The sequence below is a fragment of the Pseudomonas sp. S2_B07 genome (assembly GCF_054668435.1).
The window spans coordinates 3,472,501-3,488,999 of the sequence record NZ_CP162769.1; the positions used below are offsets into that span (position 1 = coordinate 3,472,501).

General features: G+C 58.6%; 16 protein-coding genes and 1 rRNA gene (1 of these 17 running past the window's edge). 11 read left to right on the forward strand and 6 right to left on the reverse strand.

Annotated features, from left to right (window positions below; translation table 11 throughout):
* From AB4N43_RS15920 to AB4N43_RS15930, 3 genes are all read right to left on the reverse strand, one after another.
* Positions 1 to 475: ribosomal RNA gene (locus AB4N43_RS15920) — 16S ribosomal RNA — on the reverse strand; it reaches 1,062 nt to the left of the window's first position.
* A 596-nt stretch (positions 476 to 1,071) separates the two neighbouring features.
* Positions 1,072 to 2,292, reverse strand: a complete 1,221-nt coding sequence (locus AB4N43_RS15925; protein ID WP_460151687.1) for a CaiB/BaiF CoA transferase family protein — start codon at positions 2,290 to 2,292, stop codon at positions 1,072 to 1,074.
* A gap of 13 nt (positions 2,293 to 2,305) precedes the next feature.
* The gene (locus AB4N43_RS15930; protein WP_027926097.1) at positions 2,306 to 3,487 is read right to left on the reverse strand and encodes an acyl-CoA dehydrogenase; all 1,182 of its coding nucleotides are present in this window, start codon (positions 3,485 to 3,487) and stop codon (positions 2,306 to 2,308) included.
* 157 nt (positions 3,488 to 3,644) lie between these two features.
* Between AB4N43_RS15930 and AB4N43_RS15935 the strand changes: the two genes are divergently transcribed.
* From AB4N43_RS15935 to AB4N43_RS15985, 11 genes are all read left to right on the forward strand, one after another.
* Positions 3,645 to 4,544 (forward strand): LysR family transcriptional regulator, encoded by a 900-nt coding sequence (locus AB4N43_RS15935; protein WP_027926098.1) that lies wholly within the window; start codon positions 3,645 to 3,647, stop codon positions 4,542 to 4,544.
* Positions 4,545 to 4,979: 435 nt separating this feature from the next.
* Positions 4,980 to 6,101, forward strand: coding sequence for a Re/Si-specific NAD(P)(+) transhydrogenase subunit alpha (locus tag AB4N43_RS15940; protein WP_460151689.1), 1,122 nt, complete (start codon positions 4,980 to 4,982; stop codon positions 6,099 to 6,101).
* 15 nt (positions 6,102 to 6,116) lie between these two features.
* Complete coding sequence (locus tag AB4N43_RS15945) at positions 6,117 to 6,440, forward strand: NAD(P) transhydrogenase subunit alpha part 2 (protein ID WP_007947884.1); 324 nt, start codon at positions 6,117 to 6,119, stop codon at positions 6,438 to 6,440.
* Positions 6,440 to 7,873 carry an NAD(P)(+) transhydrogenase (Re/Si-specific) subunit beta gene (locus AB4N43_RS15950; RefSeq protein WP_027926100.1) on the forward strand — a complete coding sequence of 478 codons (1,434 nt, stop codon included), beginning with the start codon at positions 6,440 to 6,442 and terminating at the stop codon, positions 7,871 to 7,873. Before AB4N43_RS15945 ends, AB4N43_RS15950 begins: the two co-directional genes overlap by 1 nt.
* Positions 7,874 to 8,087: 214 nt before the next feature.
* On the forward strand, positions 8,088 to 9,581 hold the full coding sequence (locus AB4N43_RS15955; RefSeq protein WP_027926101.1) for an acetyl-CoA hydrolase/transferase family protein: 1,494 nt from the start codon (positions 8,088 to 8,090) through the stop codon (positions 9,579 to 9,581).
* A 382-nt stretch (positions 9,582 to 9,963) separates the two neighbouring features.
* Positions 9,964 to 10,116: a DUF1127 domain-containing protein gene (locus AB4N43_RS15960; RefSeq protein ID WP_370694728.1), complete on the forward strand. Its 153-nt coding sequence runs from the start codon at positions 9,964 to 9,966 to the stop codon at positions 10,114 to 10,116.
* A 256-nt stretch (positions 10,117 to 10,372) separates the two neighbouring features.
* Positions 10,373 to 10,582 (forward strand): DUF1127 domain-containing protein, encoded by a 210-nt coding sequence (locus tag AB4N43_RS15965; RefSeq protein WP_027926102.1) that lies wholly within the window; start codon positions 10,373 to 10,375, stop codon positions 10,580 to 10,582.
* 142 nt (positions 10,583 to 10,724) lie between these two features.
* Positions 10,725 to 11,045: a DUF2388 domain-containing protein gene (locus AB4N43_RS15970; RefSeq protein WP_027926103.1), complete on the forward strand. Its 321-nt coding sequence runs from the start codon at positions 10,725 to 10,727 to the stop codon at positions 11,043 to 11,045.
* A gap of 107 nt (positions 11,046 to 11,152) precedes the next feature.
* A complete protein-coding gene (locus AB4N43_RS15975) occupies positions 11,153 to 11,470 on the forward strand; it encodes a DUF2388 domain-containing protein (RefSeq protein WP_027926104.1) in 318 nt (105 codons plus the stop codon).
* A 27-nt stretch (positions 11,471 to 11,497) separates the two neighbouring features.
* Entirely contained in the window at positions 11,498 to 11,818 is a 321-nt protein-coding gene (locus tag AB4N43_RS15980) for a DUF2388 domain-containing protein (protein WP_027926105.1), read from the forward strand.
* Complete coding sequence (locus AB4N43_RS15985; protein ID WP_027926106.1) at positions 11,815 to 13,776, forward strand: DUF7844 domain-containing protein; 1,962 nt, start codon at positions 11,815 to 11,817, stop codon at positions 13,774 to 13,776. The genes AB4N43_RS15980 and AB4N43_RS15985 overlap by 4 nt, the downstream gene beginning before the upstream one ends.
* 50 nt (positions 13,777 to 13,826) lie before the next feature.
* Here AB4N43_RS15985 and AB4N43_RS15990 read toward each other — a convergent pair whose 3' ends face one another.
* The 3 genes from AB4N43_RS15990 to trpB all read right to left on the reverse strand — a co-directional run bounded on the left by AB4N43_RS15990 (position 13,827) and on the right by trpB (position 16,436).
* Positions 13,827 to 14,282, reverse strand: coding sequence for an anti-virulence regulator CigR family protein (locus AB4N43_RS15990; protein ID WP_059181873.1), 456 nt, complete (start codon positions 14,280 to 14,282; stop codon positions 13,827 to 13,829).
* A 121-nt stretch (positions 14,283 to 14,403) separates the two neighbouring features.
* Positions 14,404 to 15,216 carry a tryptophan synthase subunit alpha gene (gene trpA, locus AB4N43_RS15995; protein ID WP_027926108.1) on the reverse strand — a complete coding sequence of 271 codons (813 nt, stop codon included), beginning with the start codon at positions 15,214 to 15,216 and terminating at the stop codon, positions 14,404 to 14,406.
* Entirely contained in the window at positions 15,216 to 16,436 is a 1,221-nt protein-coding gene (gene trpB, locus AB4N43_RS16000) for a tryptophan synthase subunit beta (RefSeq protein WP_027926109.1), read from the reverse strand. The genes trpA and trpB overlap by 1 nt, the downstream gene beginning before the upstream one ends.
* Positions 16,437 to 16,499 lie beyond the last annotated feature (63 nt).

A 16,499-nucleotide genomic window follows, 5' to 3' on the forward strand; every position in this document is an offset into this window, starting at 1 on the left:
CAAGATTGCAACGTATTAGGTTACAACCCTTCCTCCCAACTTAAAGTGCTTTACAATCCGAAGACCTTCTTCACACACGCGGCATGGCTGGATCAGGCTTTCGCCCATTGTCCAATATTCCCCACTGCTGCCTCCCGTAGGAGTCTGGACCGTGTCTCAGTTCCAGTGTGACTGATCATCCTCTCAGACCAGTTACGGATCGTCGCCTTGGTGAGCCATTACCTCACCAACTAGCTAATCCGACCTAGGCTCATCTGATAGCGCAAGGCCCGAAGGTCCCCTGCTTTCTCCCGTAGGACGTATGCGGTATTAGCGTCCGTTTCCGAGCGTTATCCCCCACTACCAGGCAGATTCCTAGGCATTACTCACCCGTCCGCCGCTCTCAAGAGAAGCAAGCTTCTCTCTACCGCTCGACTTGCATGTGTTAGGCCTGCCGCCAGCGTTCAATCTGAGCCATGATCAAACTCTTCAGTTCAAACATCTTTGGGTTTTTAAGAAACCCTAAACTTGGCTCAGCAATCGTTGGTTACATCTTTGATTTCTCGCGGAGTAACTTGTGATGCTGATAATCTTGTTGACTATCAGTCTGACTCCACAAGCACCCACACGAATTGCTTGATTCAGTTGTTAAAGAGCGGTTGGTTAAGATCTTTCGTCTCAACCGAGGCGCGCATTCTACAGCAGCCTCTGTTGCTGTCAAGCGGTTATTTTCAGAAGTTTTCAAAGTTTCGCTTGGAAATCTCTAACAACTTCAACCACTTGCGCTTCCGATCACTCGGTAGCGGGAGGCGAATTCTACAGCGTTACACGCTGCTGTCAACACCTCTTTTTCAACTCCTTTCGCGCTTCGATGACCTGAAGCCGCTTGCTGCCGAAAACTGCGTAACTCTTTGTTTACCAAGGAGTTTTCCGTTTCGACTGCGCCGGAAGTGGGGCGAATTATAGACATCCAGAATCTGCCGTCAAGCAATGATTTGGCTTATCCATCAATAACTTGCCGAACGGTGCAAAACCACCCGATTCCTCTCTATATAGAAGGGGAAACTGCTCCCTTCTATATAGAGGAAGCCCTCAGAGCACCCCAACCTCTTTGAAAGCAGCCACGGCATCAGCCCCGAGACCCAACACTCGCTGCAGAACCTCCTCCGTATGCTCCCCCAGCAATGGAGGAGCATTGCGGTATTCCACCGGGGTCTCGGACAGACGAATAGGGCTCGCCACCTGCGGCACCATCCCTGCCAACGCATGGGGCATTTCAATCGCCAACCCACGCGCCTTGACCTGAGGATCCGCAAACATCTGCGCCAGGTCATTGATCGGGCCGCAGGGCACCCCAGCCTGCTCGAGCTGTAAGACCCATTCAGCAGTGGTCTTAAAGACTGTCGCTTGGCGGATCAGCGGAATCAACACAGCCCTGTTCGCCACTCGCAGCTTATTAGTCGCAAAGCGTGGGTCATCCGCCCACTGCGGTTGCCCGGCCACTTCAGCAAACTTGCGGAACTGACCATCGTTCCCAACGGTAAGGATGAAGTCGCCGTCCGCCGTAGGAAAATCCTGATAAGGCACGATGTTCGGGTGCGCGTTACCCAAGCGCTTGGGCGCATTGCCCGTCGTCAGGTAGTTCATCGCCTGGTTAGCCAGACAGGCGACCTGAACATCCAGCAACGCCATGTCGATGTGCTGACCGCCGCCGTCGTGATCCCGATGCGCAAGTGCTGCCAGAATCGCCACCGTCGAATAGAGCCCGGTCAAAATGTCTGTCAGCGCCACACCGACCTTCACCGGGCCGGCGCCCTCATCCCCTTCCGGCCGCCCCGTGAGGCTCATCAGGCCGCCAAGCCCCTGGATCATGAAGTCATAACCGGCACGCTTGGCGTAAGGACCGGTCTGACCAAACCCGGTAATCGAGCAATAGATCAGATTCGGATTGATGGCTTTAAGCGACGCATAGTCCAGCCCATAAGCCGCCAACCCACCGACCTTGAAGTTCTCGATCAGGATGTCCGATTTGGCGGCCAAATCACGCACCAACTTCTGACCTTCCGGACGCGTGAAGTCGATGGTGACCGATTGCTTGTTACGATTGGCCGACAAGTAATAGGCGGCCTCGCTGGTGTTCTCGCCATAGGCGTCTTTTAGAAAAGGAGGCCCCCAAGCGCGCGTGTCATCGCCATTGCCCGGGCGCTCGACCTTGATCACCTCAGCGCCAAGGTCAGCCAGGATCTGCCCGGACCAAGGCCCAGCCAGTACCCGCGATAAATCCAGTACCCGCAGATGCGAAAGCGCGCCCATGGACGTTCTCCTATTAATAGAACGCCTGGATGCCGGTTTGCGCGCGACCGAGAATCAGTGCGTGGACGTCATGCGTACCTTCATAGGTATTCACCACTTCCAGGTTGACCAGATGGCGCGCGACACCGAACTCATCGGAGATGCCGTTGCCGCCCAGCATGTCGCGCGCCATACGAGCGATGTCCAGGGACTTGCCGCAGGAGTTGCGCTTCATCATCGAAGTGATCTCGACCGCCGCAGTGCCTTCGTCCTTCATACGCCCCAGACGCAGGCAGCCTTGCAGCGCCATGGTGATTTCGGTCTGCATGTCAGCGAGTTTCTTCTGGATCAACTGAGTGGCAGCCAATGGACGACCGAATTGCTGACGATCCAGGGTGTATTGGCGAGCGGTGTGCCAGCAGAACTCGGCAGCCCCCAGCGCGCCCCAGGAAATGCCATAGCGTGCGGAGTTGAGGCAGGTAAACGGCCCCTTCAAACCGCGGACGTCCGGGAAGATGTTCTCTTCAGGAACAAACACGTTGTCCATGACGATTTCGCCAGTGATGGACGCGCGCAAGCCAACCTTGCCGTGAATCGCCGGAGTGCTCAGGCCTTTCCAGCCCTTCTCCAGAACGAAACCACGGATGTCGCCGGCGTCATCCTTGGCCCAGACCACGAACACATCAGCGATCGGGCTGTTGGTGATCCACATCTTGCTGCCGGTCAGGCTGTATCCGCCTTCCACTTTGCGTGCACGAGTAATCATCGCGCCCGGGTCGGAGCCGTGGTTAGGCTCGGTCAGACCAAAGCAGCCAATCCATTCACCGGTAGCCAGTTTCGGCAGGTACTTCTGCTTCTGGGCTTCAGTGCCGAATTCATTGATCGGCACCATCACCAGCGAGGACTGCACGCTCATCATCGAGCGATAGCCGGAATCGACTCGCTCGACTTCACGAGCGATCAGACCGTAGCTGACATAATTGAGGCCGCTGCCGCCGTACTGCTCAGGGATGGTCGCGCCCAACAGGCCGACTTCGCCCATTTCACGGAAGATCGCCGGATCAGTCTTCTCATGACGGAAAGCTTCGAGAACGCGCGGTGCGAGCTTCTGCTGAGCGAATTGCTCGGCAGTGTCGCGAATCATGCGTTCTTCTTCAGTGAGCTGTTGATCCAGCAGCAGAGGATCGATCCAGTTGAAGCTAGCTTTACCGCCCATGAGTGTGTCCTCTCGAATCGGGTCAAATTGCGTGGACTGATCCTAGGCCGGGTTCGGCGTTACGGCAAACGAGGATTTTGCATACTGTTGTGCTAATTTCTCACTCCGTAACATCGCAAAATAGCCTTTATGCGATGGATTAGTGAGGTTGACGTACATGCGCAGGAAAATCCCCAGCACAACGGCCCTGATCAGTTTTGAAGCGGCTGCACGCCACGAAAGCTTCACCAAGGCTGCCCAGGAGCTTTCGCTGACCCAGGGTGCCATTTGCCGACAGATTGCCAGCCTGGAGGAATTCCTTGGCGTCGAACTGTTCCGACGCTCGCGGCGTGGTGTGAAGCTGACAGAAGCCGGACTTTCCTACAGCCGTCGCGTCGCCACGCAACTCGATGCGGTGGAGCGGGACACGTTGTCGGTGATGGGGCAACAGGGCGCCAACGTGATCGAACTGGCAGTGGTTCCGACCTTTGGCACCCAGTGGCTGCTGCCACGACTCAAGGACTTCCAGCAGAAGCATCCAGAAGTGACGGTTAACCTTACAAACCGTACCCGGCCCTTTCTGTTTGCCGACACTGACTTCGACGCAGCGATCTACTTCGGTGACGCCGACTGGTCCGGTACCGAATCCCACAGGTTGATGGGCGAAAATCCGATGCCAGTGTGCAGCCCTGCCCTATTGGGCAAGAAGACAAATCTGACATCCGCTGAGATCGCCGAACTCCCCCTTCTGCAGCAGACCACCCGCCCTTATGCATGGCGTCAGTGGTTCAACTCGCAGCACCTCAATATCCCACGGGACATGACAGGACCGCGCTACGAGCTATTCTCCATGCTTGCCCAAGCGGCCATGCATGACATGGGCATCGCGCTGATTCCACCGTTCCTGATTCAGCGTGAATTGGCCGAGAAGCGCCTGGTGATTGCCAACCCGCAGGCACTGTCGAGCATCAAGGCTTATTACCTGATGATTCCCGAGCGAAAGGTGGAATCGGCGTCCTTAAAGGCATTTCGCGACTGGCTGCTCAATCAGGCGCACAGCTACAACCTAGAGGGTTAAAGGGTTCAGCCAATTAGCTGACCCCGTAGTCAGCATAATAAAAGCCCTACAGATATAACTATATGTCGCATATACACAGACTGTGTGGACAAGCAGCACAAACGTCCCACAAGCGCCTGATGACGTGGCTTTGCGCCGCTATCGGCGGGCAATGACGCCTTATTCACAGTAAAGATATGTAATTTGTCAATTTTCAACAAAGTCCCTTACAAGTCACGGCCTGCAAGGGCTTGAGCCAGTTAGTTGCGACATTCGGTCACGGGGTGACTTGTAGTTAATTTTCCGTCACCCGTCATAATCCCTTGAAGGGCACAAAGTTCGCCTGCAAAATGCCGCGCCCCGCCCTGATTCGGCGGGATCGTGCTGATCGGCCGCCCCAGCCGCACCATCCGAAGTGCCTGGGTTTACTCAATAAGATCACGCAGGAGATTTGACGTGCACATTGGTGTTCCTCTCGAAACCCAGACGGGTGAAACACGGGTTGCTGCAACCCCGGAAACCATCAAGAAGCTGATCGGCCAGGGTCATAAAGTCACTGTGCAAAGCAGCGCCGGCATTAATGCCAGCGTTGTCGACAGTGCTTATGAAGCGGCAGGCGCAACGATTGGCAGCGCCAACGATGCGTTTGGTGCCGAGCTGATTCTCAAGGTGGTCGCTCCCAGCGACAGCGAACTGGCGCAGATTAAAAGCGGCACCGTTGTCGTGGGCATGCTCAATCCGTTCAGCAATGAAACCATCGCCAAGCTGGCCGACCGCGGCATCACCGCCTTCGCCCTGGAGGCCGCGCCACGCACCTCCCGTGCGCAGAGCCTGGATGTGCTGTCCTCGCAAGCGAACATCGCCGGCTATAAAGCCGTGTTGTTGGCCGCTCATCACTATCCGCGCTTCATGCCGATGCTGATGACCGCTGCGGGCACCGTGAAAGCGGCGCGCGTGCTGATTCTCGGCGCGGGCGTGGCCGGCTTGCAGGCGATTGCGACTGCCAAGCGTCTGGGCGCGGTGATCGAGGCCTCGGACGTACGTCCGGCGGTGAAGGAACAAATCGAATCCCTGGGTGCGAAGTTCGTCGACGTGCCGTACGAAACCGATGAAGAGCGCGAATGCGCCGTCGGTGTCGGCGGTTACGCGCGGCCAATGCCCGCCAGTTGGATGCAACGTCAGGCCCTGGCCGTGCATGAACGCGCCAAGCAGGCTGACATCGTCATCACCACCGCACTGATTCCCGGCCGCAAGGCCCCGACGCTGTTGAGCGCGGAAACCGTGGCGCAGATGAAGCCGGGCTCAGTGGTCATCGACCTCGCGGCGGCTCAGGGCGGCAACTGCCCACTGACCGTGGCGGATCAGGTCGTAGTCGAGAATGGCGTGACCATTTGCGGCCCGACCAATCTGGCCGGTGCAGTGGCGGCAGACGCTTCGGCGCTGTATGCACGCAACCTGCTGGACTTCCTGAAGCTGGTCTTCAACAAAGACGGCCAGTTCGAAGTGAACCTCGAAGACGATATCGTCGCCGCGTGCCTGATGTGCCGCGACGGCCAAGTCATCCGCAAAAACGCCTAAGCAGGGATTCAGACGATGGAAGAGCTTATCTCCCCCGGTATCTACAACCTGATCATCTTCGTGCTGGCGATTTATGTCGGTTATCACGTGGTCTGGAACGTTACACCTGCACTGCACACGCCATTGATGGCCGTGACCAACGCCATCTCGGCCATCGTTATCGTCGGCGCCATGCTGGCGGCGGCGCTGACCGTCACGCCCCTGGGCAAAACCATGGGGACCCTCGCGGTGGCCCTGGCGGCGGTGAACGTGTTTGGTGGCTTCCTGGTAACCCGCAGGATGCTTGAGATGTTCAAGAAAAAAGCCCCGAAAGTCGTAAAAGAAGAGGCGCCCAAGTAATGAGCATGAACCTTGTCACGACGCTCTACTTGATCGCGTCGATCTGCTTCATCCAGGCCCTTAAAGGCCTGTCGCACCCAACCACGTCCCGGCGCGGCAATGTGTACGGCATGCTCGGCATGGCGTTGGCGATCCTCACCACCGTTGGCCTCATCTACAAGCTGGGCGCCGAGCTGGCCACTGCCGGTATCGGTTACGTCATCGTCGGCCTGCTGGTCGGCGGCACCGCCGGCTCGATCATGGCCAAGCGCGTCGAGATGACCAAGATGCCGGAACTGGTCGCCTTCATGCATAGCATGATTGGTATGGCCGCCGTGTTCATCGCCATTGCTGCGGTTGTTGAGCCGCAGTCCCTGGGCATCGTCAAGCAACTGGGCGACGCCATTCCGGCGGGTAACCGTCTGGAGCTGTTCCTCGGCGCAGCCATCGGTGCAATCACCTTCTCCGGTTCGGTGATCGCTTTCGGCAAGCTGTCGGGCAAGTACAAGTTCCGCCTGTTCCAGGGCGCACCGGTACAGTTCGGCGGCCAGCACAAGCTGAACCTGCTGTTGGGCCTGGCAACGCTGGGCCTCGGCGTGACCTTCATGCTGACGGGCAATCTGAGTGCCTTCGCCTTGATGCTGGCCCTGGCCTTCGTGCTTGGCGTGCTGATCATCATCCCGATTGGCGGCGCGGACATGCCGGTCGTCGTGTCGATGCTCAACAGCTACTCCGGCTGGGCGGCGGCGGGTATCGGCTTCTCGCTGAACAACTCGATGCTGATCATCGCCGGTTCGCTGGTGGGCTCCAGCGGTGCGATCCTCTCGTACATCATGTGCAAGGCGATGAACCGTTCGTTCTTTAATGTGCTGCTTGGCGGCTTCGGCAACACAGCCGATGCGGGTCCGGCCGGCGCCAAGGAAGCCCGCCCGGTGAAATCCGGCTCGGCTGACGACGCGACGTTCCTGCTGACCAACGCCGACACCGTGATCATCGTTCCCGGCTACGGCCTGGCGGTGGCACGGGCGCAACACGCGCTGAAAGAACTGACCGAGAAGCTGACCCATCGTGGCGTGACCGTGAAGTACGCGATCCACCCGGTTGCCGGTCGGATGCCTGGCCACATGAACGTATTGCTGGCCGAGGCCGAAGTGCCTTACGACCAGGTGTTCGAGATGGAAGACATCAACTCCGAGTTCGGTCAGGCCGACGTGGTGCTGGTGCTGGGCGCCAACGACGTGGTCAACCCGGCCGCGAAGAACGATCCGAAATCGCCGATTGCCGGCATGCCGATCCTGGAAGCGTTCAAGGCCAAGACCATCATCGTCAACAAGCGCTCGATGGCCAGCGGCTATGCCGGTCTGGACAACGAACTGTTTTACCTGGACAAGACCATGATGGTTTTTGGCGACGCCAAGAAAGTCATCGAAGACATGGTCAAAGCCGTCGAGTAACCCTCATCGGCACACAGAACGCCCCGACTCGTCGGGGCGTTTTTGTTTGCGCAAATCGTCCAACAAAACTACGCTTTTGTTACCGATCCGGTAATGGTGTTTTGCTCAAAAGGCCCGAAATAGACGCCTCGTTTGCGACCTTGGTAGCGGGACAGGAGCCGGTGTAATTCACTAGACTGCGCATCCTGCTTCCCGTTGCCCGAGATAACAATCCATGTACCGTGACCGTATTCGCCTGCCTTCCTTGTTGGATAAAGTGATGAGCGCCGCCGACGCCGCTGCTCTGATTGAAGACGGCATGACCGTCGGCATGAGTGGCTTCACCCGCGCCGGCGAAGCCAAAGCCGTCCCCCAGGCATTGGCCGAGCGCGCCAAGGTCTCGCCGCTGAAAATCACCCTGATGACCGGCGCCAGCCTGGGCAACGACCTCGATAAACAGCTCACCGAAGCCGGCGTACTGTCGCGACGCATGCCGTTCCAGGTCGACAGCACCCTGCGCAAGGCTATTAATGCGGGCGAGGTGATGTTCATCGACCAGCACCTCTCGGAAACCGTGGAGCAACTGCGCAACCAGCAACTCAAGCTGCCGGACATCGCGGTGATTGAAGCGGTGGCAATCACCGAGCACGGCCATATCGTGCCGACCACGTCGGTTGGCAACTCAGCCAGCTTCGCGATTTTCGCCAAACACGTGATCGTCGAGATCAACATGGCGCACAACCCGAATCTCGAAGGCCTGCACGACATCTATATCCCGACTTATCGCCCGACCCGCACGCCGATTCCGCTGGTGAAAGTTGATGACCGTATTGGCAGCACCGCCATCCCGATCCCGCCGGAGAAAATCGTCGCGATCGTGATCACCAATCAGCCGGACTCGCCGTCCACCGTATTGCCACCCGACGCCGATACCCAAGCCATCGCGGACCACCTGATCAACTTCTTCAAGCAAGAGGTGGCCGCCGGGCGCATGACCACCAAGCTCGGCCCGCTGCAGGCCGGCATCGGCACCATTGCCAACTCGGTGATGTGCGGCCTGATTGATTCGCCGTTCGAAGACCTGACCATGTACTCCGAGGTGCTGCAGGATTCGACCTTCGACCTGATCGACGCCGGCAAACTGAGCTTCGCATCCGGCAGCTCGATTACCTTGTCGAGTCGTCGCAACGCTGACGTGTTTGGCAACCTCGAGCGCTACAAGGACAAACTGGTCCTGCGCCCACAGGAAATCTCCAACCACCCTGAAGTCGTGCGCCGACTGGGTATCATCGGCGTCAACACGGCGCTGGAGTTCGACCTGTACGGCAACGTCAACTCCACCCACGTCTGCGGCACACGGATGATGAACGGCATTGGCGGCTCGGGCGACTTCGCGCGCAATGCGCATTTGTCCGTCTTCGTCACCAAATCGATCGCCAAGGGCGGCGCGATCTCCAGTGTCGTGCCGATGGTCAGCCACGTTGACCACACGGAACATGACGTCGACATCCTCGTTACCGAGATCGGCCTCGCCGACTTGCGTGGACTGGCACCCCGGGAACGGGCGCGAGTCATCATCGACAACTGCGTGCACCCGGACTATCGCCAGGCCCTGGACGACTACTTCACCGCCGCTTGCGCGATTGGCGGGCATACGCCACATATCCTGCGTGACGCACTGAGCTGGCACATCAACCTGGAAGAAACCGGGCGCATGCTCAGGGCGTAATTGGTACAGATGGAGGCTGACGCAAACACAATTTCGTCAGCCTGCCGTTGCCAACGAAAAATCTGTTTAAAACTGTACTGCTGTACTGGTCATTTCCTACCGTAAATACCTACCTTTTCAGACCAAACGAGCAAAAATGCACGATATCGGTGCGGACAGGTACAGTTGCCTCAATTTCGACCAGTACACCCACTATTAACAGTTAACTGGTCCCTCACAATACAGGTGAACTGTATCTACAGAGACTAGGCAAACGAGAGGATCATGGGCACCAGTTAAACCACTACCTAATCCCGCCACAAGCGGAAGGATGTCAATCATGGAACGTACACTCAGTTCCGACCTGTTCTTCGAAGACACTGCTGCAAAAACCCAGGCTTCCATGCCTCTGCGCGTTATCGCCAACCTGATGCTGTGGCAGCGCCGCATCTCCAGCCGCCACCAACTGGCTCGCCTGGATTCGCGTCTGCTGGCTGACGCCGGGATTAGCGAAGCACAACGCTACGAAGAGCTGAGCAAGCCGTTCTGGCGCTAACTTAGCGTCGCTGGCCCTGACCCATCGGGTCCACTGCCAGCATCCCAGATTGAAAAAACAAAGCCCGTCGTGGGAAACCACGACGGGCTTTGTCGTTTTGGGTCCGTGAAATCCGAAAAACAAAGAGAGCTCTATAAAACCAGTACAGTTAGTTAATAACTGACATTGTACAAGTACAATTTCAGCGCGGTGTGCCTGTTTCGCAAGAACAGAGGGGATCACCATGGAATCTCATTCCAAGCACAAGGATCGCGCCATGAATAACTTACAAGATGTTTCCGCTCTTGCGCCGCAATCGAAACCTCGTTTCACCACACTTCAACATGCGTGGACAGCGCTCTCCCGTTGCCTGGAACGGGCCAGAACCCGGCGCTTGTTGGGGCGACTCGACGCGCAGCAATTGTCTGACCTGGGCATCAGCCACGCCGACCGCCTCAACGAACTGGATAAACCGTTCTGGCGCTAATGTTCTGCCAGTACAGACGGGGCTGTTTGAATGGATAAAAGCGCCTAATATTCGATCAGAACGTGGCGAGCGCTGTAGGACAGACGTCTGATCCCGCAGATACCTCGCCACCTCTCAATCGGTTTTACAAAGGAGTTACACCATGTCCCGTCTTCGCTTTCTCAGTGTCGCAGCCCTGCTTGCCGTGGCTGCCAATGCTCACGCCTCCAGCTTTATCGTGACCACTGACTCTGTCGTCAGAGCGTTAAAGGCCACATCCGATGCAACCACCGACGTCGTTTCATCTTCGTTCAAGGACAACAAGATTGTGCGTGAAGCTCGCGATGATGCCGCCAGCTTCGTCGCCAGCGAAGGCGCCATCCGTGGCGTAAAACTGGAAAGTGCACTCGATTACATTCGCCACCAGTCGCCACAGCTGAACGCATCCGATGCACAACTGGCACAAGCCATCCTGACCATCTAAGCGACACTCCTGACGCGGGACACGCCCAACGTGTCCCTATGTTTCGGCGCTGGCTCTAGCCCGGGTGTTGCGCTAGCCTTGGGACTCGCTTTCAGCTAACGAGTCTCATGCATTTTCATTCAAGGTTGCTGTTCACACCCCTATTGCTTGTGGCCTGCTGGTCGGGCTTGGCACACGCTTTCGATGCCTTCAATCTTTCTACACAAGGCACTGTCGCCAGTGGTTATGGCTCCAGTCTGGTGACCTCCGCGCCCTTCGACCGTAAACTGCTGCTCGCCGCGCACGATGATGCCGCGGCCTTCATCGCCAGTGACGGCCAATTGCGCGGAGCACAGCTGGAATCGGCCCTGATTTACCTGCGCCATTCCCGGCCAAAACTTCATGCAAGCGACCTTGAACTGGCACAAGCAATTCTCGTCCAATAGTTATCCTTGTTTCTCCGGAGTTGTTCCATGCGTAACCCGCTGATTGCCGCCACCCTTGGCCTGCTGTTGTTGGCTGACGTGGCCCAGGCCCATACCCTGGTTGCCACCAGTAACATGCTCATTCGTGCCACTCAGCGCACGCTTGATTTCACCTCGGACACCACCACCTCCATCCGTGACTCGAAGATCATTCGCGAAGCCCACGATGACGCCGCCAGTTTCGTCGCCAGCGATGGCGATATCCGCGGCGCGCACCTCGAAGCGGCCTTCAATACCCTACGCATTCGCGTGCCGGAAGCCCGGGATGCCAGTGACCAGGTACTCGCCGAAGCCATCCTCGCACTGTGAGGCCGTCAGCCGCCTGGCTGCTGGCCGGGGTCATGATGCTAATCGGCAGCACGGCCCACGCCAGCCTGCAATTACAGCTCAAGACTGAAGGCCTCAGCCCCGCACAACAGCAAGCCAGCCAGGCATTGCTCGATGAAGCCATGCAGGCGCTGCCGCCACGGTTCATCGAGCAACTGGACCGGCGTATCGATGTCGGCTGGACCGACGACATGCCGAGCAACGCCTACGGCCAGGCGACGCTGGTGTCCGAACTCGACTTGAATCGCAACCTGCTCGCCAGCCTCACCGACGGCAGCGCCGCGACCCGCAAAACCAATCGCCCCCACGGCACCGTCCGCCGCGAAATGCTCGCCACGGTGCTGCACGAACTGACTCACATCTATGACCGTTCGCGCCTTTGGCCAGATGCCGAGCGCAAACTGATTCAACACTGCACCCGACGTAGCAACAGCGCCGGACTGGTGGGAATTCCCGATCAGTGCCGTGGCCAGAATGATCGGCGCTTCACCCTCAGCGACGATCCGCGCCTGCTCGACCTCGCTGGCTGGCAACAATACGTCGGCCGTCGCGGTGAACGTGAACAGCACAACCGGCAGATAGCGCGCAGCCCGGACATTTACGAAACGGACAGCCCCAAAGAGTTCGTTGCGGTCAACATGGAGTATTTCCTCCTCGACCCGAGCTACGCCTGCCGTCGTCCGGCGCTGTACCGCTACTACCAGGAACACTTCGGCTGGGCGCCGGCGGCGAAAGACACCTGCGCCAAAACCTTCGCCTTCCTCAACGCCGGCAATGACTTTGCCAAAACACCCCTCGGGCAGGTTGATCCGGAACGGGTCTATGCCGTCGACTACTTGCTGGCCGAAGCCAATCAGAACTGGGTCAGTCGCTGGGGTCACAGCATGTTGCGGCTGGTGATCTGTGCGCCGGGACGACCACGAGGCCCCGACTGCCGTCTCGATCTGGACCAGCATCTGGTCTTGTCCTACCGCGCCTTCGTTGGTGATGTGCAGCTCTCGAGTTGGGACGGACTGGTCGGCAAATACCCGTCGCGCCTGTTTGTCCTGCCGCTCGCCCAGGTTATCGACGAGTACACCAAGACCGAACTGCGCAGCCTGGCTTCGGTGCCGCTGAACCTGTCGCGCAACGAGATCGAAGATGTGGTGGAACGTGCCGCCGAGATGCACTGGAGTTACGACGGCAACTACTTCTTCCTCTCCAACAATTGCGCGGTGGAAGAGCTGAAACTGCTGCGAGGCGGCACCAACAACCCAAAACTGGTCGGGCTCGATAACATCATGCCCAACGGCTTGCTGGCGGTGCTGAAAGGCCGAGGGCTGGCCGACACCAGCGTGCTGGACGATCCACGCGAAGCGCTACGACTGGGCTATCGCTTCGACTCCTTCCGTGACCGCTATCAAGCCATGTTTGACGTCCTGAAAAAGCGCTTGCCGATCAAGCAGGACAAAGTCGAGGACTGGCTGGCATTGAAAGCGGTCGAGCGCCGGCAATGGTTCGAGCAGGCGGACCTGCGCACCAGCGCGGCATTGCTGTTGCTGGAACAAGCTGCCTTCCGCCAACAATTGCTGCTGGCCCAGGACGAAGTGAAGCAACGCTACCTCGGCGCGCGAAATCTGGAAAACGGCGGCATGGACAAGGCCAATGCGACCTTGCAACAGCTCCTCGCCAATAGCGGCTACCTCAGTCGCCCGGCTGAACTGCTTGGCAGCGGCGGTTACGGGTTGCCCCAACCGAGTGAATGGCAACGCCTGGAATCGGAAAGCAGCCTGCGCCAAAAGCAATTACTGACGCTGACGGGCGATCTGGACAAGGAAGTGCGCGCACTGCTCGAACCGGATCGTGCAGCGGAAATGGCCGCCAATGAAGCCAACCTGAAGCAGGTTGGCGAACATCTACGCAAGCTGCACAAAGCAGCCGGCGGGTTGGAACTGCCATAAGAAAAAGGGCTTCGTGGAAAATCCGCGAAGCCCTTTTTTTGCACGTTAGATCAAAGCACCCCTTCCAGAACTTCGTACACAATCCCGGTGCCAACGGCGATCAGCACAATGTCGCCCCCTGCCCGGCGCCATTCGTACCCCGGGTAATACGGCAGGCGACCCAGCGCTCGATTGTCCAGACGCTCACCGTAATAGCCGTGAGGCAATGGCCGGCCGCGCTCCAGATGAATGCCTGGAGGTGGCGGCGCACCGCGCACGAAATACTCGTGGTGTTCGTGGATCGTCTGACGCACCGGACCGAAGTCGCGCGGCGGAGGGCCACCGCGATGGTTGTCCTGATGATCGCGGTGATCATCACCATGATTGTCGCCATGGTTATCGTACTGACCCTGTTGCGGGCCGCCGTGGTCGTGATTGTCGCGCTGATCGGCGTTCGCGTGCAGCAACGGGGTCGCGCTCAGCATCAGCACGCCCAGGCTGGCAATCAGACGTTTCGGCATTTTCATCGGGTCTTTCCTCACGGCACCTACAGCAAAAAGGGCTTCAGAACGTAGTCCTGAAGCCCTCGGTCTTGCTGTTTAGTCTGTGCCGCGTGGCGCTAATTCCTCTGTATCAGGAACTTTACCTTCAGCTGACGCGAGCCTTACGCACGCCTTCTGCCAGCGCCGCGCAAAGGCTCAACACGCCATCAATCGCCTGATCAGGCGTTGAAGCATTGGCGATGTGATCGATTAATGCCGAGCCCACCACAACACCGTCCGCCAGACGCGCAATGGACGCGGCTTGCTCTGGAGTCCGAATGCCGAAACCGATGCTGATCGGCAAATCAGTGTGGCGACGCAGACGGGCAACCGCCTCTTCAACGTGTTCCAGCGTCGCCGCGCCCGCGCCGGTCACACCCGCCACCGACACGTAGTAAACAAAGCCGGAGCTGCCGTTCAGAACGGTCGGCAGGCGCACGTCATCGGTGGTCGGCGTGGTCAGACGAATGAAGTCCAGGCCCGCAGCCTGAGCCGGGTCGCACAACTCGCCGTTATGTTCCGGCGGCAAGTCGACCACGATCAGACCATCAACGCCGGCCTCTTTGGCGTCGGCAATGAAACGCGGCACGCCATACATGTGGATCGGGTTGAAGTAACCCATCAACACCAGCGGCGTCTCGGTATTGCCTTCACGGAACTCGCGAACCATTTGCAGGGTTTTCGCCAGGTTCTGCTTGGCGCCCAAGGCGCGGATGTTGGCCAGCTGAATCGCCGGGCCATCGGCCATCGGATCGGTGAAGGGCATGCCCAACTCGATCACATCAGCGCCCGCCGCGGGTAAGCCTTTAAGGATCGCCAGGGAAGTGTCATAGCTCGGGTCGCCGGCGGTGACGAAGGTCACGAGGGCGGCGCGGTTCTGTTCCTTGAGTTCGGCAAAGCGCGTTTGCAGGCGGCTCATCAGTGTTTCTCCTGCGTCGATTGTTCCATATGGTGCATCACGGTTTGCATGTCTTTGTCGCCACGGCCGGACAGGTTGACCACCATCAGGTGATCTTTCGGCAGGGTCGGTGCGCGTTTGAACACTTCGGCCAAGGCGTGGGCGCTTTCCAGTGCAGGAATGATCCCTTCCAGGCGGCAGCATTTGTGGAACGCATCGAGGGCTTCGTCGTCGGTCACCGAGGTGTACTGAACGCGGCCGATGTCATGCAACCACGCATGTTCCGGGCCGATACCCGGGTAGTCGAGGCCGGCGGAAATCGAGTGGGCGTCGATGATCTGACCATCGTCGTCCTGCAACAGGAAAGTACGGTTGCCGTGCAGCACGCCCGGTACGCCGCCATTCAGGCTGGCCGCGTGCTTGCCGGTTTCGATGCCGTAACCGGCGGCTTCAACACCAATGATCTCGACGCTCTTGTCGTCAAGGAACGGGTGAAACAGGCCCATGGCGTTGGAACCGCCGCCGATGCACGCCACCAGGCTGTCCGGCAGACGGCCTTCCTGGGCTTGCAGCTGTTCACGGGTTTCCTTGCCGATCACGGCCTGGAAGTCGCGAACCATCGCCGGATAAGGGTGCGGACCGGCCACGGTGCCGATCAGGTAGAAGGTGTTGTCGACGTTGGTCACCCAGTCACGCAGGGCTTCGTTCATCGCGTCTTTCAACGTACCGGTGCCGGATACTACCGGGATCACTTCGGCGCCCAACAGCTTCATGCGGAACACGTTGGCTTGCTGACGTTCGATGTCGGTGGTGCCCATGTAGATCACGCAATCCAGGCCAAAACGCGCGGCCACGGTGGCAGTGGCCACGCCGTGCATGCCTGCACCAGTTTCAGCGATGATGCGTTTCTTGCCCATGCGCCGCGCCAGCAGGATCTGGCCGATGCAGTTGTTGATCTTGTGCGCGCCAGTGTGGTTCAGCTCTTCGCGCTTGAGGTAAATCTTCGCGCCGCCGCAGAACTCGGTCAGGCGTTCGGCATAGTAAAGAGGGCTTGGACGTCCGACATAATCACGCTGGAAGTAGGCCAATTCTTCTTTGAATGCCGGATCTTCCTTGGCCGCTTCGTATTCGCGGGCCAGGTCAAGGACCAACGGCATCAGGGTTTCGGCGACGTAGCGGCCACCGAACGCGCCAAACAGGCCGTTGGCGTCGGGGCCGGTGCGCAGATTAGTCTGGGTCATGGGTCGCTCCAGTGAATGCGTGAGATGACAATGGACTTAACTCTACCCCTGACGCCCCGACCT

Coding starts and splice junctions, on each gene's coding strand:
- AB4N43_RS15925 (WP_460151687.1), bottom strand. CDS start 2,292: ATGGGCGCGCTTTCGCATCTGCGGGTACTGGATTTATCGCGGGTACTG.
- AB4N43_RS15930 (WP_027926097.1), bottom strand. CDS start 3,487: ATGGGCGGTAAAGCTAGCTTCAACTGGATCGATCCTCTGCTGCTGGAT.
- AB4N43_RS15935 (WP_027926098.1), top strand. CDS start 3,645: ATGCGCAGGAAAATCCCCAGCACAACGGCCCTGATCAGTTTTGAAGCG.
- AB4N43_RS15945 (WP_007947884.1), top strand. CDS start 6,117: ATGGAAGAGCTTATCTCCCCCGGTATCTACAACCTGATCATCTTCGTG.
- AB4N43_RS15950 (WP_027926100.1), top strand. CDS start 6,440: ATGAGCATGAACCTTGTCACGACGCTCTACTTGATCGCGTCGATCTGC.
- AB4N43_RS15955 (WP_027926101.1), top strand. CDS start 8,088: ATGTACCGTGACCGTATTCGCCTGCCTTCCTTGTTGGATAAAGTGATG.
- AB4N43_RS15960 (WP_370694728.1), top strand. CDS start 9,964: ATGCCTCTGCGCGTTATCGCCAACCTGATGCTGTGGCAGCGCCGCATC.
- AB4N43_RS15965 (WP_027926102.1), top strand. CDS start 10,373: ATGAATAACTTACAAGATGTTTCCGCTCTTGCGCCGCAATCGAAACCT.
- AB4N43_RS15970 (WP_027926103.1), top strand. CDS start 10,725: ATGTCCCGTCTTCGCTTTCTCAGTGTCGCAGCCCTGCTTGCCGTGGCT.
- AB4N43_RS15975 (WP_027926104.1), top strand. CDS start 11,153: ATGCATTTTCATTCAAGGTTGCTGTTCACACCCCTATTGCTTGTGGCC.
- AB4N43_RS15980 (WP_027926105.1), top strand. CDS start 11,498: ATGCGTAACCCGCTGATTGCCGCCACCCTTGGCCTGCTGTTGTTGGCT.
- AB4N43_RS15990 (WP_059181873.1), bottom strand. CDS start 14,282: ATGAAAATGCCGAAACGTCTGATTGCCAGCCTGGGCGTGCTGATGCTG.
- trpA (WP_027926108.1), bottom strand. CDS start 15,216: ATGAGCCGCCTGCAAACGCGCTTTGCCGAACTCAAGGAACAGAACCGC.
- trpB (WP_027926109.1), bottom strand. CDS start 16,436: ATGACCCAGACTAATCTGCGCACCGGCCCCGACGCCAACGGCCTGTTT.